Annotated in this window: 18 protein-coding genes; 14 read left to right on the forward strand and 4 right to left on the reverse strand. The window is 37.3% G+C overall.

The annotated features are described in order from the left end of the window. Positions 1-198 precede the first annotated feature (198 nt). The 7 genes from porU (at position 199) to ACSHWW_RS02460 (ending at position 10,338) form a co-directional block, all read left to right on the forward strand. Positions 199-3,990 carry a type IX secretion system sortase PorU gene (gene porU / locus ACSHWW_RS02430; RefSeq protein ID WP_435680808.1) on the forward strand — a complete coding sequence of 1,264 codons (3,792 nt, stop codon included), beginning with the start codon at positions 199-201 and terminating at the stop codon, positions 3,988-3,990. 44 nt (positions 3,991-4,034) lie between these two features. After that, a complete protein-coding gene (porV, locus tag ACSHWW_RS02435; RefSeq protein ID WP_435680809.1) occupies positions 4,035-5,210 on the forward strand; it encodes a type IX secretion system outer membrane channel protein PorV in 1,176 nt (391 codons plus the stop codon). A gap of 5 nt (positions 5,211-5,215) precedes the next feature. Beyond that, complete coding sequence (gene cdd, locus ACSHWW_RS02440; protein ID WP_435680810.1) at positions 5,216-5,698, forward strand: cytidine deaminase; 483 nt, start codon at positions 5,216-5,218, stop codon at positions 5,696-5,698. Positions 5,699-5,839: 141 nt separating this feature from the next. After that, positions 5,840-6,838, forward strand: a complete 999-nt coding sequence (gene pdhA / locus ACSHWW_RS02445) for a pyruvate dehydrogenase (acetyl-transferring) E1 component subunit alpha (protein WP_435680811.1) — start codon at positions 5,840-5,842, stop codon at positions 6,836-6,838. Positions 6,839-6,841: 3 nt separating this feature from the next. Next, positions 6,842-8,488, forward strand: coding sequence for a pyruvate dehydrogenase complex dihydrolipoamide acetyltransferase (locus ACSHWW_RS02450; protein WP_435680812.1), 1,647 nt, complete (start codon positions 6,842-6,844; stop codon positions 8,486-8,488). 175 nt (positions 8,489-8,663) lie between these two features. Then, the gene (locus ACSHWW_RS02455) at positions 8,664-9,662 is read left to right on the forward strand and encodes a M20/M25/M40 family metallo-hydrolase (protein ID WP_435680813.1); all 999 of its coding nucleotides are present in this window, start codon (positions 8,664-8,666) and stop codon (positions 9,660-9,662) included. Continuing rightward, the gene (locus ACSHWW_RS02460) at positions 9,655-10,338 is read left to right on the forward strand and encodes an SDR family NAD(P)-dependent oxidoreductase (protein ID WP_435680814.1); all 684 of its coding nucleotides are present in this window, start codon (positions 9,655-9,657) and stop codon (positions 10,336-10,338) included. The genes ACSHWW_RS02455 and ACSHWW_RS02460 overlap by 8 nt, the downstream gene beginning before the upstream one ends. Positions 10,339-10,550: 212 nt before the next feature. Here the strand turns inward: ACSHWW_RS02460 and ACSHWW_RS02465 are convergent, their stop codons facing one another. Beyond that, positions 10,551-11,693: a 5-(carboxyamino)imidazole ribonucleotide synthase gene (locus tag ACSHWW_RS02465; RefSeq protein WP_435680815.1), complete on the reverse strand. Its 1,143-nt coding sequence runs from the start codon at positions 11,691-11,693 to the stop codon at positions 10,551-10,553. A 337-nt stretch (positions 11,694-12,030) separates the two neighbouring features. On the opposite strand from ACSHWW_RS02465, the gene ACSHWW_RS02470 reads away from it, so the two are divergent. From ACSHWW_RS02470 to ACSHWW_RS02480, 3 genes are all read left to right on the forward strand, one after another. Further along, positions 12,031-13,134, forward strand: a complete 1,104-nt coding sequence (locus tag ACSHWW_RS02470) for an adenylate kinase (RefSeq protein ID WP_435680816.1) — start codon at positions 12,031-12,033, stop codon at positions 13,132-13,134. A gap of 211 nt (positions 13,135-13,345) precedes the next feature. Beyond that, positions 13,346-14,353, forward strand: coding sequence for a GTPase ObgE (gene obgE / locus ACSHWW_RS02475; protein WP_435680817.1), 1,008 nt, complete (start codon positions 13,346-13,348; stop codon positions 14,351-14,353). Positions 14,354-14,451: 98 nt separating this feature from the next. Continuing rightward, positions 14,452-15,180 (forward strand): hypothetical protein, encoded by a 729-nt coding sequence (locus tag ACSHWW_RS02480; RefSeq protein WP_435680818.1) that lies wholly within the window; start codon positions 14,452-14,454, stop codon positions 15,178-15,180. Between the two features lie 27 nt (positions 15,181-15,207). Here ACSHWW_RS02480 and ACSHWW_RS02485 read toward each other — a convergent pair whose 3' ends face one another. Both ACSHWW_RS02485 and ACSHWW_RS02490 read right to left on the reverse strand, forming a co-directional pair. Further along, positions 15,208-15,651 (reverse strand): DUF1569 domain-containing protein, encoded by a 444-nt coding sequence (locus ACSHWW_RS02485; protein WP_435680819.1) that lies wholly within the window; start codon positions 15,649-15,651, stop codon positions 15,208-15,210. Positions 15,652-15,667: 16 nt separating this feature from the next. Next, on the reverse strand, positions 15,668-16,987 hold the full coding sequence (locus tag ACSHWW_RS02490) for an exo-beta-N-acetylmuramidase NamZ family protein (RefSeq protein ID WP_435680820.1): 1,320 nt from the start codon (positions 16,985-16,987) through the stop codon (positions 15,668-15,670). On the opposite strand from ACSHWW_RS02490, the gene ACSHWW_RS02495 reads away from it, so the two are divergent. Further along, positions 16,968-18,215, forward strand: coding sequence for an ABC transporter permease (locus ACSHWW_RS02495; RefSeq protein ID WP_435680846.1), 1,248 nt, complete (start codon positions 16,968-16,970; stop codon positions 18,213-18,215). The two genes, ACSHWW_RS02490 and ACSHWW_RS02495, sit on opposite strands and share 20 nt — an antisense overlap. 147 nt (positions 18,216-18,362) lie before the next feature. Beyond that, positions 18,363-19,379, forward strand: a complete 1,017-nt coding sequence (locus ACSHWW_RS02500; RefSeq protein ID WP_435680821.1) for a PLP-dependent cysteine synthase family protein — start codon at positions 18,363-18,365, stop codon at positions 19,377-19,379. A 55-nt stretch (positions 19,380-19,434) separates the two neighbouring features. Here the strand turns inward: ACSHWW_RS02500 and ACSHWW_RS02505 are convergent, their stop codons facing one another. Next, positions 19,435-20,088, reverse strand: coding sequence for a hypothetical protein (locus tag ACSHWW_RS02505; protein WP_435680822.1), 654 nt, complete (start codon positions 20,086-20,088; stop codon positions 19,435-19,437). A 79-nt stretch (positions 20,089-20,167) separates the two neighbouring features. Here ACSHWW_RS02505 and ACSHWW_RS02510 point away from each other — a divergent pair, with 79 nt between their 5' ends. Beyond that, entirely contained in the window at positions 20,168-21,439 is a 1,272-nt protein-coding gene (locus ACSHWW_RS02510) for a DUF2851 family protein (protein ID WP_435680823.1), read from the forward strand. Between the two features lie 43 nt (positions 21,440-21,482). Next, positions 21,483-21,710, forward strand: coding sequence for a PspC domain-containing protein (locus tag ACSHWW_RS02515; protein ID WP_435680824.1), 228 nt, complete (start codon positions 21,483-21,485; stop codon positions 21,708-21,710). Positions 21,711-21,720 lie beyond the last annotated feature (10 nt).

Raw genomic sequence — 21,720 nt, forward strand, 5'->3', positions numbered from 1 at the left:
GACAAAACCAAAAGCATAAATTGTTATTATTCACATTACATTTGTCGTTCAATGTTTTTAAACGAGCTTGAATCGTGTTTATTTCATGGAAGTTCACTTATTTTTAAGATTTTAAATTTATACTAGAATTTAACTGTTGACGTTATCGATTTGATGAGAAATATTACTTTACTACTTATTTGTTTCCCTTTTTTGTTAATGGCTCAAGGCCAAAAAGAGGTTCTGCAGTGGGAATCGCCTGTGGAACAGTCTATAGGGACATTTAAAATGGTGGTCCCATCTTTTCAAAATAATTACCAGTTCAACGGTGATCAGATCTGGTTTGTGAAATCTTGGGAAACTTCTCGATTAGTAAACGAGTCTAGTTTAAGATTAGAAAATTTAAAAACAGAAAGCATTTCATCGAGTGATTTGAAAGATCTAGATAAAGAACACGTAGTAGATGGGTTGCAGTTTAGTTTGAGTAATGCGCTTTCGCGAAAGCGTAATTATGTACAGCTTAAAGTTTCTCCTATATATAAGGAAGGTAATAAATACAAAAGAGTAATTTCTTTTACTCCAGTTTTTACCAATGCGGCACCTTCTATCTCGCCTAAGATGACCACTTATGGCAATTCTATTTTGACTTCTGGTGATTGGTATCGGTTTAAAGTAAATCAAACAGGTGTGCACAGAATCACGCGTTCTTTTTTAAGTGGTTTAGGGATAGACGTGAATAATGTTGATCCTCGCACGATTAAGATATATGGGAATGGTGGTCCATCTTTACCGCTTATAAATTCGCAAACGGTTGCTTATGATCCTGCAGAGATTGCTATTAAATTAAGAGGTGAGGCAGATGGCAGTTTTGATAACGGTGATGTTATCTTATTTTATGCCACAGCTGCAGATACCGAGTACGTTCAGGAAAACGATAGCCATATCAATCCTTATACAGATGATTCCTATTATTATATTACGGTAAGTAACGGGAATGGAAAGCGTATTTTACCGTTTGTTCAACCTACTGGTGCGCCAGCTGTAACTTATGATTATTTCCACGCAAGACAACATCACGAAGTAGATGAAAATAACATAGGGCAAATAGGTCGTATATGGTATGGAGAGCGATTTGATTTTGATCCAGAGCAAACATTTGATTTTGATTTTGAGAATGTAATCAGTACGCGACCTTCTAAAATTAAAGTAGTGACTGGTGGAATTTCTGATTTCGCCAGCACCTTTTCTATAGAAGTTAATGGGACTGTTGTAGGTTCGATAAATCATCTAGGACTTGCAAACGTGAGTACATCTGTCGCTAGAAGAGGTCAACTTAATGCAAATAATTTAACTATTAACTCTAATAGTATTGCGGTTAAAGTAACTTTTGATAATGCAGGAAATCCAGGAGCCGAAGGTTATCTAGATTATATACAATTAGAAGTGCCTCAATCATTAACAGGAATAGGAAATCAATTCAGATTTAGAAATATAGATGCTGCAGCACAGGCAGGAAACGGTTTGTTTCAGTTTTCAAATGCAGCAGATATTACAGAGGTCTGGAATATCTCAGATCCTTATAATGTGACTACGGTTATAAATACCGGTGCAGCGGCAAATTTTTCATTTGTTGATAGCCTAGGTGAAGTAAAAGAATATCTAGCAGTAGATAACACTGATTTTTTAAATCCTATAAGTGTTTCTAATCGTCGAGTAGCAAACCAAAACCTAAAAGGAAATATCTTCTTAAATAGTTCAGGTAGTTTTGTGGATATAGATTACCTCATCATCACACCAGATTTTCTTAAAAGTGAAGCGCAACGTCTCGCAAATTATCACATTACAACAAGTAATTTAAATACTAAAGTAGTGACGCTACAGGAGATTTATAATGAATTCTCAGAAGGTGAACAAGACATTGCAGCGATAAGAAATTTTGTAAAATATGTTTATGATAACGCTTCCACACCAGCAAATCGAGTGAAGTATTTGAACATGTTTGGTGATGCGAGTTATGATTATAAAGATCGCATTTCAATAAGAGAAAATATTGTGCCTTCATTTTTGTCTGCAAATAGTACGTCAGTAACTAGTTCTTATGTTACCGATGACTTTTTCACTTATATGAATCCTAATGAAGGTAGTGTTGCTACAGATAATTTAATGGATCTTGCGGTAGGTAGGATGATCGTTTCTGACATTCAAGAAGCTCGTGACATGGTGAATAAGTCGATAAGTTATACGGCTCAACCAGCATTTGCAAGATGGCGTAACGATGTTACATTAATAGGTGACGACATAGATAATCCAGGTTCTGATGCAAACTTGCAGACTAATGTAAATGATCTTGCAGATCAGATTGAACTCAATAGACCTGATTATAACGTGCGCAAAATTTTGCTCGATAGTTACCAGCAAGTAAGTACCGCAGGTGGTTTTAGATATCCTGATGTGGTGGACGCCGTGAAAAATGCTTTTGAACGAGGTTCTTTAGTAATTAATTACTTCGGGCATGGGAATGAAGATGGTCTTGCGCAAGAATTTATTGTAACCCAATCACTTGTAGAGAACTTGCGTAATCCTGATAATTTACCGCTATTTATCACAGTAACTTGTGAGTTTACGAGATACGATAATCCATTAAGACAAAGTGGTGGAGAAGTGGTCTATCTTAATGAGAATGGTGGTGCTATAGCATTAGTAGCTACAAATCGATTGATTTTTATTTCTGATGGAGTCACTCTGAATAGAACTTTAGATCAATTTTTATTCTCTTATAATAATGCTGAGGCAATATCTATGGCCGAAGCATTGCGATTAGCAAAAACAGCACCTGCACTAGCTGGAAGAGAAACGCGTAGAGTTGTCGCTTTTGTAGGTGATCCAGCTTTAAAACTTGCTATTCCAGATCCACGTGTGGTGCTTACAGCAGTAAATGGAAATCCTATCGCATCAAACACAGATGTGCTCAGAGCTCTGGATCCAGTGACGTTAAGTGGAGAAGTGCAGGATTTACAAGGAAATTTAATTCCTAGTTATAATGGAGAAGTTTCTGTTACTGTTTTTGATAAGAAGATTGATCGTACCACTTTAGGAAATGATGGAGCAAGAGATAATACAGGCCAGTTAATTTTACTCGATTTTGAGCAGCAAGGTGAAGTTCTTTTCAGAGGTCAGGCGAGTGTGACAAATGGAGTTTTTGATGTAGATTTTGTAATGCCACTAGACACTCAGGTTCCTATAGGTAATGGGAGAATATCTTTCTACGCAAAAAAAGATGGCGTTCAGGAAGATAAAAATGGATACTCTCTAGATGTACGCATAGGTGGTGTAAATACTACTGCTCCTACAGATGATATAGGTCCAGAGATAGATCTTTATATGAACGACACAAATTTTGTTAACGGTGGAATTACAGACGACAGTCCGTTTATTCTTGCCTTCCTAAGTGATGATCATGGAATTAACACCTCAAGTGGAATAGGGCACGATATTACTGCAACTATTGATGGGAATGATGTCGATCCATTTATCCTTAATGATTACTATGAGGCAGACGTTGATAATTTTGCTCGTGGTCAAGTTTATTTCCCACTTAGAGATTTAGAGCCAGGATTACATACACTTAAAGTAAAAGCTTGGGATACTTATAATAACTCCGCTGAACAAGAAATTCAGTTTGTAGTTGCAGAGAATGATAATATTAAATTAGAACGAGTACTTAATTACCCAAATCCATTTACGAGTTACACAGAGTTTTGGTTCAATCACAACAGACCATTTGAACCTCTAGACGTTCAAGTGCAAGTCATGACTATATCTGGTAAAGTAATATGGAGTAAAAATCAAATGGTAACTACCACAGGTTTTACTTCTCGAGAAATCACTTGGGATGGTACTGATGATTTCGGTCAGCGATTAGGAAAAGGAGTTTATATTTATAAGATTACAGTAAAATCTACGTTATCCAATCAACAAACCAGTAAGATAGAAAAACTGGTTATTCTTTAAACTCGTAGGTTTAATATATATTTGCCACAGAATAAAAAGCATTGATGAAAAAAGTTTTTTTAGTTTTAATCGCAGGAATTCTTGCGATACCTAGTATAAGTAGCGCTCAAGAAAATGACACACGTGTCATCACAACCGCATTACCATTTTTAAGAATAGCAGGAGATGCAAGAGCTGCTGGTTTAGGAGATATGGGTGTTGCCACCAGTCCTGATGGTTGGTCACAGCAATGGAATCCTTCTAAATATGCCTTCTTAAAAAGACAGCAACAATTTGGTTTATCATATACTCCTTATTTACAAGGTCTCGTAAATGATATAGGTGTAGCACAATTAGTTTATGCAAATAGGCGTAATGAAAACAGTGCATTTGCAGCTAGTTTGAGATACTTCAGTTTAGGATTAGTAACACTAAGACAAACTGCAGACGATCCTGGAAGAGATGAGAAGCCTAATGAATTTGTTCTAGATGCAACTTATTCTTTGAAGCTTTCAGAGCAATTTGCGATGGCAGTAACAGGTAGGTTTTTAAGAAGTGATTTACGTTTACAAGAAACATCACCAGATGCCACTGCTGCAAATAGTTTTGGAGTAGATATCTCAGGTTACTATCAGTCTGAAGAGAACGCATATAATGATTTCAACGGTAGATGGAGAGGTGGATTTAATATCTCAAACATAGGTCCTAAAGTTTCTTATGACACTGGAGGAAGAGAGAATTTCATTCCTACTAACCTTGCCCTTGGTGGAGGATTTGACTTTATACTTAATGACGGTTTCAGTAAAATAGGTGTTACTGCTGAGGTTAATAAACTCCTAGTTCCTACTCCACCATTACGTGAAGATGGAGATGCAAACATGAATGGAACTCCTCGTGAAATTATAGGTGGTCAGGATGATGACGTTACTTTTATCAATGGTATATTTCAATCTTTTGGAGATGCGCCAGGAGGTTTTAGTGAAGAAATTAGAGAATTTACATGGTCGTTAAGTGCAGAGTATACTTATGATGATAGTTTCTCTTTAAGAACTGGATATTTTAATGAAGCAGACGATAAAGGTGGACGTAAATTTCTTGCCATGGGTGCAGGTTTTGAATTCTCATCTGTGGATATCGACTTGTCATATTTATTCTCAACCAGTCGAGTGAGAAGTCCTCTAGAAGGAACACTTAGATTCAGTTTAACCTTCAACTTTGGAGAAGAGTACACAGAGTACTAAATCTTTTGAAAAAAATCCAAATACATACCACACTAGAAGCTTATGATGATTTATCTGAGCTAGATAGTGATGTGCAAGAATTAATGCAGCAGTCTATTGCTGCACGACACAGAGCTTATGCTCCGTATTCAAATTTCACAGTAGGCTGCGCTATTTTATTAGAAAATGGAGAAGTAATTACTGGAAATAATCAAGAAAATGCTGCTTATCCTTCAGGGCTTTGTGCAGAGCGTGTAGCGATTTATGCTGCAGGCGCAAATTATCCTGGAGTAGCTATTTCTATGATGGCGCTAACCGCAAGTCCGGTAGATGATTCACTCACCATTCCTGTGCCACCATGTGGATCTTGCAGGCAAGCAATTGCAGAGTATGAGAACCGTCAGGAAAACCCTATTCCTATCTACTTCATGGGTGCATCGGGAACGGTCGTTAAATCAAATTCTTTGAAGGATTTACTGCCATTGATCTTTGATAAGAGCTATCTATAACGTTTTCGGACATTTTTAACCATACAATAGGTTTTTAAATACCCTTTTTTGGACTATTTTTGCTTTCCGCTTTGGAAGTTAAATAGTACTATTGTTGTGTTATTTCGCTTTCGCGAAAGCGTACCTAAAACAAGCACTTAAATGAAAAAAGTCACTAAAGACGTACTTCTCAACTGGTATGAGGAGATGCTTTTCTGGAGAAAGTTTGAAGATAAACTAGCACAAGTTTACATACAACAGAAAGTTCGTGGATTCCTTCACTTGTACAACGGTCAGGAAGCAATTCTTGCTGGAGCACTTCATGCAATGGATCTTACTAAGGATAAAATGATTACAGCTTATCGTAATCACGTTCAACCTATAGGGATGGGCGTAGATCCAAAAAGAGTCATGGCAGAGCTTTATGGAAAAGCAACTGGAACCTCTCAAGGTTTAGGTGGATCCATGCACATTTTCTCAAAAGAGCACCGTTTTTATGGTGGTCACGGTATTGTAGGAGGACAAATTCCTCTAGGTGCTGGAATCGCTTTTGGAGATAAATATCACAATATAGATGCAGTAACGTTAACATTCTTTGGAGATGGAGCTGCTCGTCAGGGATCATTGCACGAAGCATTTAACCTTGCTATGTTATGGAATTTACCGGTAGTTTTCTGTGTTGAAAATAACGGGTATGCCATGGGAACAAGTGTAGAAAGAACTGCAAATCATACAGACATATGGAAACTAGGTCTAGGATATGAAATGCCTTGTGGTCCTGTAGATGCTATGGACCCAGAAAAAGTAGCCGAGGCTATGCACGAAGCGATTGAAAGAGCACGCTCTGGTGGTGGACCAACGTTCCTAGAATTGAAAACTTATAGATATAGAGGTCACTCCATGAGTGATGCACAGCACTATCGTACTAAAGATGAAGTTGCTGAATATCAAAAAATAGATCCTATCACTCAAATTAAAGACCGATTGATGAAAGATCATGGTCTGAGTGCCGACGATATTAAAGAAATGGATAAACGAGTAAAATCACGTGTTGCAGAATGCGAGAAGTTTGCCGAAGAGTCTCCATATCCAGAAAAGAGCGTGATGTATGACGCTGTTTATGAGCAAGAAGATTATCCATTTTTACCAGCAAAATCATAATTCATGGCAGAGATAATTAACATGCCACGATTGAGCGACACCATGGAAGAAGGTGTGGTTGCAGCGTGGTTGAAAAAAGTAGGTGATAAGATTGAAGAAGGTGATATCCTTGCAGAGATTGAAACTGATAAAGCGACCATGGAATTTGAATCATTCCAGAACGGTACGTTATTATACATAGGTGTACAAGAAGGAGAAACTGCTCCTGTAGATCAATTGTTGTGTATTATAGGTGAAGAAGGAGAAGACGTTTCTGATTTAGTAAATGGCGATTCTGCTAGTTCTAAGGATGATGCTGCTAAAACTGAAACTAAAGATTCTAGTGATTCTTCTAATGATAATAAGAAAGAAGAATCTAGTGCAGACTTACCTGAAGGAGTTATCATAGTAACCATGCCACGTCTTAGTGATACCATGGAAGAAGGAACAGTAGCGTCCTGGTTAAAAGCTGAAGGTGATACCGTTGAAGAAGGTGACATTCTTGCTGAAATTGAGACAGATAAAGCTACTATGGAGTTTGAATCTTTCAACACAGGTACGTTGTTGAAAATAGGAATTCCAGAAGGTGGAACTGCCAAAGTTGATTCACTTCTCGCTATTATAGGACCTGCAGGAACTGATGTGTCTGGAATTGATACAAGTGCTCCAGCAACAAAGAAAGAAGAGAAAAAAGAAGAAGAGAAAAAAGCAGAAAAGAAACAAGAAGCTCCAAAAGCTGAAGCTAAAAAAGAGGCAGCACCAGCCGCGTCTAATTCAACTTCAACTTCAACTTCGAGTTCGAATTCAAATTCATCTGGTAGAATATTTGCATCTCCACTGGCTAAGAAAATGGCTGAGGATAAGGGAATTGATTTAGGTCAAGTTTCTGGTTCTGGAGAAAATGGTCGTATCGTTAAAAGTGATATAGAAAACTTTAAACCTAGTGCAGGTGGAAGTGCAGCGGCGAGTTCATTCGTTTCTGTAGGAACAGAGACTTTTGAGGAAGTTCCTAACTCACAAATGCGCAAAACGATTGCAAAACGTTTAGGAGAATCTAAATTTACAGCACCACATTATTATCTAGGTCTAGACTTAGATATGGATAATGCGATTGCAAGTAGAAAAGCAATAAATGAATTGCCAGATACTAAAATCAGCTTTAACGATATGGTCATCAAAGCGGCAGCAATGGCGTTGAGATTGCATCCTAAGGTGAATACACAATGGACAGATAAGAATACAATCATAGCTAAGCACATCCACGTAGGAGTGGCTGTAGCAGTTGATGATGGTCTTTTAGTTCCAGTACTACCATTTGCAGACCAAATGAGCATGCAACAAATAGGTGGAAAAGTAAGAGAGCTTGCTGGTAAGGCACGTAATAAGAAATTACAGCCTGCAGAAATGCAAGGAAGTACTTTTACGATTTCTAACTTAGGAATGTTTGGAATTACAGAGTTTACATCTATTATCAATCAGCCTAACAGTGCGATTATGTCTGTAGGTGCTATTGTGCAAAAACCAGTTGTTAAAGATGGTCAGATTGTAATAGGTAATGTGATGAAGATTACACTTGCATGTGATCACAGAACAGTTGACGGTGCTACAGGAGCAGCCTTCTTACAAACGTTCAAATCTTACATTGAAAATCCAATAGTGATGTACGTTTAACATCATCAAGAATTTATATCAAAAAGTCGAATCGCAAGATTCGGCTTTTTTTGTTTTTTCAATCTGAGGACTGAGGTTCTCGAAGTCCGTTTCTCAATATTCAACAACCAAAATACCCAACAACCTATCCTCCTAATACTCCAAAATCCCTATCTTTAAACTTTAAAACAAAACCATGAAAAGAATCTTACTTATACTGTCAGCTGCTGTATTAATTGCAAGTTGTGGAACTCAAAAAAACGTTACTCAATTAAGTAAAGCGGCAGGCACAATGTCTGAGGTATTGCCTAAAGTGAAAATTCCTAAGGCAAACGCTACACAAATCGCTGCTGACGTTGCTTATCTAGCCAGTGATGAACTAGAAGGACGTGACACAGGATCTGATGGAATTCTAGAGGCTGCAAAATATCTTCAAAATAGATTGCATGAAATAGGAGTACAGCCATATAAAGGAGATTTCTTTGATGACTTTGACGCAAAAGGTGCCAAGGCTTTTAATGTAGTAGGAATGCTTCCAGGAACTGATGGTGTTTTAAAGGACGAAGTTGTCGTGATAGGAGCGCACTACGATCACATAGGTTTCATGAAGGCTGTAGCTGGTGATAGTCTAGCAAATGGTGCTAACGATAATGCAACTGGAACAGCAAGTGTTCTGGCCATCGCGCAAGCATTGAAACAAATTGACTTTAATAGAAGAACGGTTGTCTTTGCATTATTCTCTGCAGAGGAAAAAGGGTTGTTAGGTTCTAAACATCTCGCAAAACGCATGAAGGCCGAAAAAGAAAATGTAGTCGCAATGATCAATTTTGAGATGACTGGAACGCCTATGGTAAATCGTGAATACATCGCATATATCACAGGACATGATAAATCAAACATGGCAACGGTTTTTAATGAAGCAAATAAAGATAGAGTGGTGACAGGAAAACTGGCCAAAGCTGCAGAATTCAATCTGTTCATGCGATCAGATAATTTCCCATTTTATAACGAGTTTCAAGTCCCATCACAAACCTTCAGCACATTTGATTTTACCAACTTTGATTACTATCACCAACCAGGTGATGAAATCTCTGAGGTGAATTCTACACATATGGCGGCTGTTGTAGATGCTGTAATGCCAGGAGTTATGGCGGTTATAAATAATGAACGTCTTAAAATGATGGGTAATGAGTAAAAATATAGTCATTACAGGAACCAGTCGTGGTATAGGATTTGAGCTCGCACAGCTTTTTGCAGGTGCAGGACATCAGGTGATTACGCTTTCGCGAAAAACGAACTCCATAGATGCTCTAGAGCGCAACAGCATCATGGCGCTATCATGTGATTTGACCAGTGAAGAAAGTATTTCTGAAACAGCAAAAGCCATCACAGATAAATGGAGTCACATTGATGTTGTGATTCATAATGCTGGAATGTTGGTCAATAAGCCATTTGAAGAATTAACAGCACAAGATTTTCAAAATTGTTATGCGGTAAATGTTTTTGGAGTAGCATCCTTAACACAGAAGTTGTTACCAGCGATGAATAATAATTCGCATGTCGTTGCGATAAGCTCTATGGGTGGAATACAAGGCAGTGCAAAGTTCCCTGGACTTGCCGCTTATTCCAGTGCAAAAGCAGCCGTAATCACACTCTTTGAACTCCTCGCCGAAGAATACAAAGAAAACGGACCATCATTCAATACACTTGCTCTAGGAGCCGTTCAAACCGAGATGCTAGAAGAAGCTTTCCCAGGCTATAAAGCTCCATTAACAGCTCCAGAAATGGCAGACTATATCATGAACTTTGCTCTTACTGGAAACAAGTTTTATAATGGTAAAGTATTGCAGGTAAGTGCGAGTACTCCTTAGTGAATATCGAATATCGAATTTTGATTAACGATTAACGATTAACGATTAACGATTGGAGGTTTTTGATTTTGCTTAAATAAAAGCTAGTTCCATGTCAGTTCGAGCGAAAGCCAGCCTGCCGGCAAGGGCAAGTCGAGAATGGTTTTGGTTATTAAAGTTTGAACAGTTTTTATAAAATTTGCACATTACCACATCATTAAATCAACAAATCACTATTCAGCAACAACCTTAATACGATCCTTCACCTGAGCAGCAACTTCTCTTGCAACAGCTAAGTCTTTATCTACCACAGTAACGTGACCCATTTTTCTAAATGGTCTAGTTTCTTTTTTTCCATAAATGTGTGGCGTCACACCAGGCATGGCCAGAATATCTTCGATTCCATCATAGATTACATTACCAGTGTGTCCTTCTTCACCTACTAAGTTCACCATTACAGCAGCAACGGTGCTATCTGTATTACCTAGTGGTAAATTAAGTACACAACGTATGTGTTGTTCAAACTGGTCGGTGACAGATCCTTCAATTGTATAATGACCAGAATTATGTGGTCTAGGTGCCACTTCGTTAACGAGAATATCTCCGCTTTTAGTTAAGAATAATTCTACAGCAAGCAAACCTACGTGATCATAAGCAGCACTTACTTCTAGTGCAATTGCACGAGCTTTTTGAGAAACTGAATCATCTATTCGAGCTGGACATATCACGTATTCCACTTGATTAGCCTCAGGATGAAATTCCATTTCTACCACTGGATATGTTTTCATCTCGCCACTCGCATTGCGAGCAACAATTACCGCAAGTTCCAGTTCAAAATCAATCATATCTTCATAGATACATTGCACTTGAGGTAAGTCGGCAAGGTCACTTTCTTGACGTATTACCTTTACACCTTTACCGTCATATCCACCTTCGGCACTTTTCCATATGAACGGATAGTTTTTACCATGGTTTAATTCTGGCGTAGTGTGAATTTGAAATGGTGCAGTTGGAATGTTGTTGTCTAAATAAAACTGTTTTTGAACGGCTTTATTTCTAATCAAGTTCAAAACTCGAGCACTAGGCGATACAGCGATTCCCATATCTTCTAGTTCTTGTAAAGCTTGAACGTTCACATTTTCAATTTCTATGGTAAGTGCATCTACTTGTTGACCAAATTCCATTACGGCTTCATAGTCCATAATGTCTCCTTCAAAAAAGACCGTACAGCCTTCAAACGCTGGTGCCGCATCATCTTTATCCATAACGTATGTGGCGATATCCCATTTACGTGTGGTGTATAACATCATTTTACCTAGTTGTCCGCCGCCCAGAATTCCAAGCGTGAAAGGAGAAGAAAATAGTGGTGTGCTCATGAGACAAAAATAAACTCTATTTAAAACTTAAACCTATTTCTAAATTTATATTTAAATCAAAACCTAAATTTAAGAAAAGCAACGAAGACTGCGACGAGGCAAATGCACTGTTAAAAATAAAATGAAAATAAAAATCAAAAGAACTTTCATTAAATCGAGAAGAAACATTTTCAAACAACAAACAACAAACAACAAACAACAAACAACAAACAACAAACAACAAACAACAAACAACAAACCACATCTTAACACTCTTGACTCAAAGCACTCAACTAACATACTCACAAACTCAAAGACTAACAGACTAAATACTATCTTTGCAGAAAATAATTAAGAAGTGATTAAAATTCACGACCTCTATTTCAAGCCATTTCTTACAGCTACTCAAATCAGTGATGCGGTAGATAATCTGGCATATCAAGTCAACCGAGATCTAGCAGATAAAAAACCTGTTTTCGTCGGTATTTTGAATGGAAGTTACATGGTCATGGCAGACTTGACACGCAAGTTCAAGCATGATTGTGAAGTCGCTTTTTTACGAGCATCGAGCTATGAAGGAACTTCTTCTACGGGAGAATTGGTCGAGAGTTTGAATGTTGATGTTGACCTTACCGGTAGAACGGTTGTAATCGTAGAGGATATTGTGGATACGGGATTGACTGTGGACATGCTTTCGCGAAAGCTACTGAAACACAACCCAGCTGCTCTTCACATAGCAACGTTATTTTTGAAACCTGACGTATATAATCGAGAATTGAAAATCGATTACGTAGGATTGAATATTGAGAATAAATTTGTCGTAGGATACGGCATGGATTATGATAATTTAGGGCGCAATTTGCCCGAACTTTATGTACAAACGCAACGCATGAAAAACATTGTTTTATTCGGTCCTCCAGGAGCCGGAAAAGGAACCCAAGCAGAACGATTAAAAGAAAAATACGGACTAGTTCATATCTCAACAGGAGACGTATTCCGTTACAACATAAAAAATGGTACTGAGCTAGGGACGCTAGCAAAGTCATTTATGGATAAAGGAAACTTGGTTCCTGATGAAGTAACTATTAAAATGCTAAGTGCTGAGGTAGAAAAAACTCCTGATGCGGCTGGATTTATTTTTGACGGTTTCCCGAGAACTGATGCGCAAGCAAAAGCTCTTGACGAGTTACTAGCCTCAAAAGACACAGAGATTGCAGGAATGGTAGCGCTAGAGGTAGATGATGAAGTACTGGTTAAGCGATTACTAGAAAGAGGAAAAGCAAGCGGCCGTGCAGATGATGCTAACGAAGGCGTGATAAGAGATCGCATTTCAGTTTATTATAAGCAAACAGCACCACTTAAAGACTACTACGCAGCTCAAGATAAATATCATGGAGTTGATGGAGTAGGTGGACTTGATGAAATCACAGACCGATTGAGTGTAGAGTTTGATAAGCTGTAAGAACTTGAACTTGAACTCGAACCCGAAAAACTCCTTCCCTTGAGGGAAGGCTGGGATGGGTGATGCGTAATGATTAAATGATAATTTATAGTCAGTTCAAGGGCAGCCTGCCTGCCGGCAAAGGCAGGTCGAGAACAGATTTAAGAGCACATAATAATTTACTGTCAACCATCAACTGAAAACTGATTAACAGTCAACTGAAAATAAAACAATGACCGAAGGAAATTTTGTAGACTATACTAAAGTACATCTCGAGTCAGGTCGCGGCGGGAAAGGAAGCACGCACTTGCACAGGGAAAAGTACATCGATAAAGGTGGTCCAGATGGTGGAGATGGTGGTCGTGGTGGTCATATTATCTTGAGAGGAAATAAGAATTTATGGACGCTGTATCACTTTAAGTACAAGCGTCACTTTAAATCTGCTCAAGGTGGAAACGGAGCTAAGCAACGACGTACTGGAGAAGATGGAGAAGATGTTTACATAGACTTACCTCTAGGAACAGTTGTAAAAGATTCTGAAACTGGAAACGTGATTTATGAAATGCTTGAAGATGGAGCAGAATATATTTTATGTGAAGGTGGAAAAGGTGGACGTGGTAACTGGCATTTTAAAAGTTCCACGAGACAAACGCCTCGTTATGCGCAACAAGGAATGGAAGGTAATTCTATGGATGCCGTCTTTGAAATGAAAGTCCTTGCAGATGTAGGTCTGGTAGGTTTCCCTAATGCTGGAAAATCAACACTACTTTCTGTAATCACCAGTGCTAAGCCTAAGATTGCAAACTATGAGTTTACTACTTTAAAACCCAACTTAGGAATAGTAGAATACCGTGATTTTAAATCATTTGTAATTGCAGATATTCCTGGAATCATTGAAGGCGCTGCAGATGGTAAAGGTCTAGGTCATCGTTTTTTAAGACATATAGAACGTAATTCTACATTACTATTCCTCATCCCGGCAGACGCTGACGATATCAGTGCTGAGTATGATGTGTTACTGAACGAATTAAAAAAGTACAATCCAGAGTTACTCGATAAAAACCGTTTTGTTTGTATCTCAAAAGCAGATATGCTCGACGAGGAACTTATGGAACAAATGAAAGAAGAACTAGATAGTGAAGGAGCTTTTGACGGAGCACCATACATGTTTATCTCATCCTTATCACAATTCCACATGCAAGAATTAAAAGATCGCTTGTGGCAAATGCTGAATGAGTAAGTGATTTAAAATATTATTTATTCTAGTTATAACATCAAAATCCTGAAGGCCATAATTGAATCTGGGACTTCATTTTCAAACCAATTAAAACACATATTATGAAGTCATTAATTTTTACAGTATTACTTTTTATTTCTACCATTTCATTAGCACAGGAGACTGTTGATTATTTAGGAATGTGGTCTTTTAAAGAATTAGATCGCAGTGCAATGGAAAGTATCGACGAGGATAAAATCAAGATGGTAACTAACATGTTTCAAAACATGAAGCTCAATTTCATAGATGACTCTGTGTATGAAATGCAGTTTATGGGTGAAAATAATGAGCTAGCATATTCAAGAAGTGGCGATACTCTATTATTAGATAAAGGTGATAAACTTATTTTACTAGGAGACGACTCAGCAAGAATGGATGCTGGAAACTCGAGATTGCTATTTGTGAAAGGCGATATTACAGTTGAAAAATCATATGAGTATTTAACGGAGACTGAATATGAAATGATTCCTTTTAATAAGGATCTTTTAATAGGTGAATGGAAAGTTGAAGAAGTAAGAGCTCAAGAAGGAACAGAAGGAGCAGAGCTATTTGAAATGATTGGCAAGATGATCACATTTAACTTCATTACTGAAGATCAAATCGCACTTGGTGTTTCTGGAATGCAAACCGTTGAGAAATATGAAATAGATCCAGAGACTCAAGAGCTAGTTTTCAAAAAAACCGATGCTGATGATTCTCGAATCTATATCTTACAACAAGTTACCAAGGATTACATCTATGCAAAACACATAAAAGAAGGAACACTTTTTTACTTTGTTAGAAAGGAATAACAAAACTAAATAATAAAGCAGTTTGGTTTAAACCCCAAACTGCTCAAAGTGATGGTTTAAATGCCTCCATTGCATGATTCCCCATTGTTCCTCAGTAAACTTCCCGAATACTGGATGTGGAATACGATTCTCATTGTTACGATCTTCCCATAATTCATCCATCCATTGTTGAAGTCCAGCTTTTTCTTTTTGAAAATCAAATTCTCCGGTACTTCTAAACTGTGGTGGAGTAGGTGAATTTTTCTTGAAAGGCTTAGGACTATACATCATTTTCTTAAAAAGCACTTTGATAAGCCAGTTAGATTTCATCGTGACGTCTGATTTGTTCACGGCGATTTTTAATGGCGCTTGACAGTGGTTCAACATTTGCCCAGCATTCATTTTTCCCCATTGAGGTTGACTTTCGGGTGTTATTTTATCAAGTCGTTGTTGTAGATTTTGATAAACTTCAGGTTCAAAAAAAGATTTCATAGGTAAAGTAGATTGGTTAGTACAGTAAATAAGGTTGACGCATCGCATCATATGTTTTTAAGTCTTCTTGCCAGCTCGCTCTTATCTCATCGGCTGTCATTCCTGACTCGATTTGCTCTTGCAGTTTCTCTGTTCCAGCCAGTTTAGTGAAGAATGAATTGAAAAAGTTTGTTTTGGTAGGCGCTTTCGCGAAAGCGTCTATCAAAAACGCCAATTCAATCTTATCCAGCTTAGGGTGTTTTCTTAAATCTACACCGAAACATTTTTTACCATTATGCAACGGCCTTTTTGCTCCTACATTAGGAGTAGGCGTAAAAGAAAAATCCTGATATTTGGCAAGTGATGGCGCACCATATACTTGAAACTGCATTTCGGTTCCACGTCCTACACTTACATCAGTTCCTTCAAAGAAGCACAGGCTCGGGTATAAATTAATAGATTGATCGTTAGGTAAATTAGGAGACGGCTTGATAGGAATGGAATAAGCATCAGTACGGTTGTAATTATTCATTTTCACTACAAATAAATCGCATTCTAGTCCAAACTCTAGCCAGCGCTGGCCATTAATCATTTTTGCATATTCACCTATAGTCATTCCGTGTACGACAGGAACTGGATGCATACCTACAAAACTCTTGTGTGCTGGTTCTAAAATAGGTCCGTCTATAAAATGACCGTTAGGATTAGGTCTGTCTAGAATTACAACTTTTTTGTTAAGTCTGGAGCAAGCTTCCATTACATAATGTAATGTAGAAATGTAAGTGTAAAATCGAGCACCTACATCTTGAATATCAAATATGACTATGTCCACATCGGCAAGTTGTTCTTCAGTAGGTTTTTTATTTGCTCCGTAAAGAGATATGATAGGTAATCCTGTTTTAGAATCTACGCCATCTTTTATGGTTGCGCCAGCATCGGCCATACCACGGAAGCCGTGTTCAGGTGCAAATACTTTTTTAACATTTACACCACGACTTATTAAAGTGTCCACTAGATGAGTGTATGTAACATGTTCTGGCTCATCCCATGTAGTTTTATTACTTGTTGCGCTAGACCGCACCACGCTAGTTTGATTTCCCACTACAGCAACATTGCGACCTTTAAACATACCTATCCATTGCTGGATATTATCTGCAGCAGGAACTGGTTGATTTACTTGAGTGTTTTTATTTAGGATAGTTCTATTAGGAACTGGAGTTACAGATACTTTTTCTGCTTTGGCAGTCGTTTTATCTTTATGATTAATTTTTGCATCGCAAGAAATCATGGTGAGAGCGATGGCTAATATGGTATATTTGAAAATCATAAATGGATCAGTGAATTTAGAGTATTTCATAGCAAAAAGAGTGCAAAGTAGTGCTGCCTATAAAAATAGCGTAAGTGCACCGATTATAAAAATCGCAATCGCAGCAATTGCGATAGGCGTGATCGTGATGTTAATAGCCATTGCCACTGGTGTAGGACTGCAAAAAAAGATAAAAGAAAAGGTGAGCGCTTTTAATGGTCATGTAAGTATTTCCCTTTACGACCGCAATAACTCTATTACTACGGTAAAACCAATCTCTAGTAATCAAGATTTTTATCCCGATTTTGAAAGCGTTCCAGAGGTAACTCATGTGCAAGCTATTGCGACATTAGGTGGAATGATTAGAACCGAAACTGATTTTGAAGGAATAATTCTCAAAGGTGTAGGGTCAGATTATGACTGGTCTTATTTTGAGGAATTTCTAGTAGAAGGAAAATTGCCAGTTATGACCGGTGATAAAGCATCTAAAGAAATACTCATATCAGACGATATTGCTCGTAGATTATCTCTTAAAGTAGGTGACAAAGCGCCAACTTATTTTGTAAAACCTAACGCGTCTTCAAACGGTAATCCCACGATATCGAGAGGATTTACGGTATCAGGAATCTACGATAGTGGTCTAGAGGAATATGACACTAAATTCATCATAGGTGATTTAAAGCATATCCAGAAAATCAATAAATGGGAAGATGACCAAATCGGGAAATTTGAAGTTTTTATAGATGATTTTGATCAGTTGGATCAGTTAGGTGTGAAGATATTCCAGAATACAGATTCGGTCTTAAACAGTCAAACGATAAAGCAGCAATACCCAACTATATTTTCTTGGTTAGCTTTATTGGACTCTAATATCTATGGAATTATCGCAATTATACTCATTGTGGGAATTATTAATATGATCACAGCGTTACTAGTTTTAATTCTTGATCGCACGCGCATGATAGGAATACTCAAGTCGTTAGGTGCAAATAATTGGTCGGTACGCAAGATTTTCTTGTATAATGCCATGAGTTTGATTCTTCAAGGACTACTTATAGGTAATGTTATAGGATTAGGATTGATAGGAATTCAATATTTTTTCAGTCCGTTCACCCTAGATGCGAGTACTTATTATGTAACTGAAGCGCCAGTTTATATTTCGTTGTGGCATGTAATTGCACTCAATTTGGGAACATTTATCCTTTGTCTATTGGTGCTCGTGATTCCTTCTTATATCATTAGTAAAATCTCTCCTGTTAAGGCGATGAGGTTTGAGTAAAACGTTTTCTGTTATTAAATAATAACAGAAGTTTATAGCGCAGCTATAGAGTCATGATAGCGTAACTTCAATCAATTAACAAATCAATAGTGTTGTTGTGGGAACAAAACATTTCCAAAACATTATTTTTGCAGCTCAATTAAGAATATGGAATACGCAGAAAATATATTAGGCACGATAGGAAATACACCACTTGTTAAGATGAACAAGTTGGTGGAAGATTTACCTTGCCTTGTACTCGCAAAATATGAAACTTTTAATCCAGGGAACTCTGTTAAAGATCGTATGGCTTTAACAATGATTGAAGATGCTGAGGCTGATGGAAGATTGCAACCTGGTGGAACAATCATAGAAGGAACAAGTGGTAATACTGGAATGGGACTTGCTCTTGCAGCTATCATGAAAGGTTACAAATTGATATGTGTTCTTGCCGATAAGCAATCCAAGGAAAAAATGGATATCCTACGCGCTGTAGGCGCAGAGGTTCATGTGTGCCCAACTAATGTAGAGCCAGATGATCCACGATCTTATTATTCAACTAGTAAGAGATTGAGTGAGGAAATACCTAATTCATGGTATGTGAATCAATATGATAATCCGTCTAATTGTAAAGCACATTTTAATAGTACAGGACCTGAGATATGGAAACAGACTGAAGGTAAGGTGACACACTTTGTAGTAGGTGTAGGAACTGGCGGAACCATCTCTGGTGTAGGAAGCTATTTAAAGTTACAAAATCCAAATGTCAAGATATGGGGAATAGATACTTATGGATCGGTTTTCAAGAAATATCATGAGACAGGAATTTTTGACGAGAATGAAATTCATTCTTATGTGACTGAAGGAATAGGAGAAGATATTTTACCGCTAAACGTACGCTTTGAAGTCATCGATGGTTTTACTAAGGTAACTGATAAGGATGCTGCTGTTTATACAAGAAGACTTGCTAAAGAAGAAGGAATGTTTCTAGGAAACAGTGCTGGTGCAGCTATAAAAGGTTTACGTCAAATTCACGAGGAACATGGTTTTACCAAAGATGATGTAGTCGTGATATTATTTCATGACCACGGTAGTCGTTACGTAGGTAAGTTCTTTAACGATGAATGGATGCTAGAAAAAGGATACATTAATGAAGATGGATCTTATCCTGAAGATGATAAATAACAGTTGTACTTAATATTAAAAGCCCCAAAATCTAAAGTTGATTTTGGGGCTTTTTTTATGAGATTAAATTGAAAATAACACTTCCTATTCCTATTATAATAATCCATGCTATTATTCTCTGAGTCACATATCTATCAAGTTTCTTTTTAGATTTCCCCATAGATTTAACAAAGCCATAATAAAGTCCAATAAGAACTACTGCACAAATTACAAGAATAATGGTGCTTTTAGTAGACTGTTCTTGAAATCGTTCAACGATATGTAGTATTGCTATGTAATGAGAAGCAAAAAACATACTCAATAATACTCCTACAGCTAGTTCTCTTAACGGGTCGTTCTTTTTGAATTTGGTTAATTGATAAGTGAACTCATAGAAAGAACCTGGTACGGTAGATTTAATCATTTCATTGAAATCCACGTTTTCTGATTGCACGAGTTTATCATAAGTACTTCTTTTAAGTACGTATTCTATAAAATGTGAACCAACTAATCCAAATATTGTAATCAATAATATAGCTATAGAATAGTGATAGTATGGGTCATGATGGGTAATGTCTAATCCGAAAATTTGAGCATGTTCAAACTTGCAATCCCTATAAAAGAAAGCAAATGTAGTTGCTAGGACGAGTGAAATCATTAAAGCATCTAATCTGTTTTTAGTGCTCACAATGCGTTCTAGATTTTTATCAAGTTGAAAGTCTTCGGTCATAATTAAAGTTTAAGCCACAAGTTATTCATTTTCTGAAAACTAAAATAATCATATCTTCCTACTCAATTTAAAATTGTACATGCAAGAAGATTTTATCCATTATCTCTGGAAATTTAAAAAACTCAGTGGTCAAGAACTCAAGACTACTGAGGGAAAAAGCATAATCATTAAATCATTAGGAACACACAACTTCCATTCTGGTCCAGACTTTTTTAACGGTCGCCTAGAAATCGATGGGCAAGAATGGGCTGGAAATGTGGAAATGCACGTTAAAGCGAGCGATTGGTATTTACACGGTCACGACGATGATCCTGCTTATGATAATGTGATCTTGCACGTGGTTTGGGTTCATGATGCAGAGATAAGCCGCAGGGATGAAATTAATATTCCGGTATTGGAAGTGAGTAACTATGTAGCGCCAGAGCTAATTAAAAGCTACCAAAAGTTATTTGTAATTAAAAACAATCAGTTTATCAATTGCGAGAAGGATTTTCCCACTGTAGATGATTTTAAGAAATCTCAATGGTTTGAAAAGTTGTTTTTTGAACGATTAGAACAACGCAGTATTCATATTAAAACCATTCTCGAGCAAACACATAACGATTGGGAAGCTTTGTTTTTTCAAATGTTGAGTAGAAGTTTCGGTACAAAAGTAAATAACGACGCATTTGAACAGCTGGCACAAAGCATGGATTCTGCGACCATACGCAAGCTTGCAAAAGATGCTTTTCAACTTGAAGCCACGTTGTTAGGGCAAGCGGGATTGCTTGAGGAATCTAAAAACGATCGGTATTTTAAACAGTTGGTGGATGAATACGCTTTCGCGAAAGCAAAATTCCAACTACAACCTACTCTCACACCCATGAAATTTTTCAGACTGAGACCTGCTAATTATCCTACGATACGCATATCACAACTAGCAATGTTGTATCATAGGAGTCCGCAATTGTTTGGAGAAGTGTTACTGGCTAGAACCAGAGAAGAAATACATCAATTATTTAATGTGAATGCAGCTAGCTACTGGAACACGCATCACGTATTTGATAAAGAAACTACGGAGCGTGAGAAAACATTAACTCCAGCGTTTATAGATTTACTGATTGTTAATTGTATAGTTCCCATAAAATTTGTCCATGCTCAGTTTACAGGAAAAGATAAAACAGAAGAGTTACTAGAAATCATGTATTCCTTAAAAGCGGAGTCTAACACTATAGTGGATGGTTTTAAAAAATTAAACAACATTTCAAACGCGCTTGAAGCTCAAGCCGTATTGCAGTTAAAGCCCAATTATTGTGATATAAATAAATGCTTGAGATGTGATATAGGAGTGTCACTATTGAGAGATAACTAGATGTAATGATGGGTTATTAAGTGCTTATGTTTAAATTTACATTATGGGAGTAGTTACAGGTTTAAGACATTACATGGAGAAATATGGTTTCTATGTTTCCTCACGTATCGCAGACCGCATGGGAATGCGTGCACGCAATGTGCGCATTACTTTTATCTATTTTACGTTTGCGACTTTGGGCGCAGGTTTTGGAGTATATTTAATTATGGCTTTTTGGTTGAAAATTAAGGATATGCTTTATGTGAAACGCAGTTCAGTATTTGATCTTTAAATTAAACAAC

The organism is Nonlabens sp., from assembly GCF_051251825.1.
GTDB lineage: Bacteria > Bacteroidota > Bacteroidia > Flavobacteriales > Flavobacteriaceae > Nonlabens.

Bases quoted from the DNA above. Each gene is read 5' to 3' on its own strand.
- ACSHWW_RS02515 (WP_435680824.1), top strand. From the start codon at position 21,483: ATGGGAGTAGTTACAGGTTTAAGACATTACATGGAGAAATATGGTTTC.
- ACSHWW_RS02460 (WP_435680814.1), top strand. From the start codon at position 9,655: ATGAGTAAAAATATAGTCATTACAGGAACCAGTCGTGGTATAGGATTT.
- pdhA (WP_435680811.1), top strand. From the start codon at position 5,840: ATGAAAAAAGTCACTAAAGACGTACTTCTCAACTGGTATGAGGAGATG.
- obgE (WP_435680817.1), top strand. From the start codon at position 13,346: ATGACCGAAGGAAATTTTGTAGACTATACTAAAGTACATCTCGAGTCA.
- porV (WP_435680809.1), top strand. From the start codon at position 4,035: ATGAAAAAAGTTTTTTTAGTTTTAATCGCAGGAATTCTTGCGATACCT.
- porU (WP_435680808.1), top strand. From the start codon at position 199: ATGGCTCAAGGCCAAAAAGAGGTTCTGCAGTGGGAATCGCCTGTGGAA.
- ACSHWW_RS02490 (WP_435680820.1), bottom strand. From the start codon at position 16,987: ATGAAATACTCTAAATTCACTGATCCATTTATGATTTTCAAATATACC.
- ACSHWW_RS02450 (WP_435680812.1), top strand. From the start codon at position 6,842: ATGGCAGAGATAATTAACATGCCACGATTGAGCGACACCATGGAAGAA.
- ACSHWW_RS02505 (WP_435680822.1), bottom strand. From the start codon at position 20,088: ATGACCGAAGACTTTCAACTTGATAAAAATCTAGAACGCATTGTGAGC.
- ACSHWW_RS02480 (WP_435680818.1), top strand. From the start codon at position 14,452: ATGAAGTCATTAATTTTTACAGTATTACTTTTTATTTCTACCATTTCA.
- ACSHWW_RS02455 (WP_435680813.1), top strand. From the start codon at position 8,664: ATGAAAAGAATCTTACTTATACTGTCAGCTGCTGTATTAATTGCAAGT.
- ACSHWW_RS02465 (WP_435680815.1), bottom strand. From the start codon at position 11,693: ATGAGCACACCACTATTTTCTTCTCCTTTCACGCTTGGAATTCTGGGC.
- ACSHWW_RS02500 (WP_435680821.1), top strand. From the start codon at position 18,363: ATGGAATACGCAGAAAATATATTAGGCACGATAGGAAATACACCACTT.
- ACSHWW_RS02510 (WP_435680823.1), top strand. From the start codon at position 20,168: ATGCAAGAAGATTTTATCCATTATCTCTGGAAATTTAAAAAACTCAGT.
- ACSHWW_RS02485 (WP_435680819.1), bottom strand. From the start codon at position 15,651: ATGAAATCTTTTTTTGAACCTGAAGTTTATCAAAATCTACAACAACGA.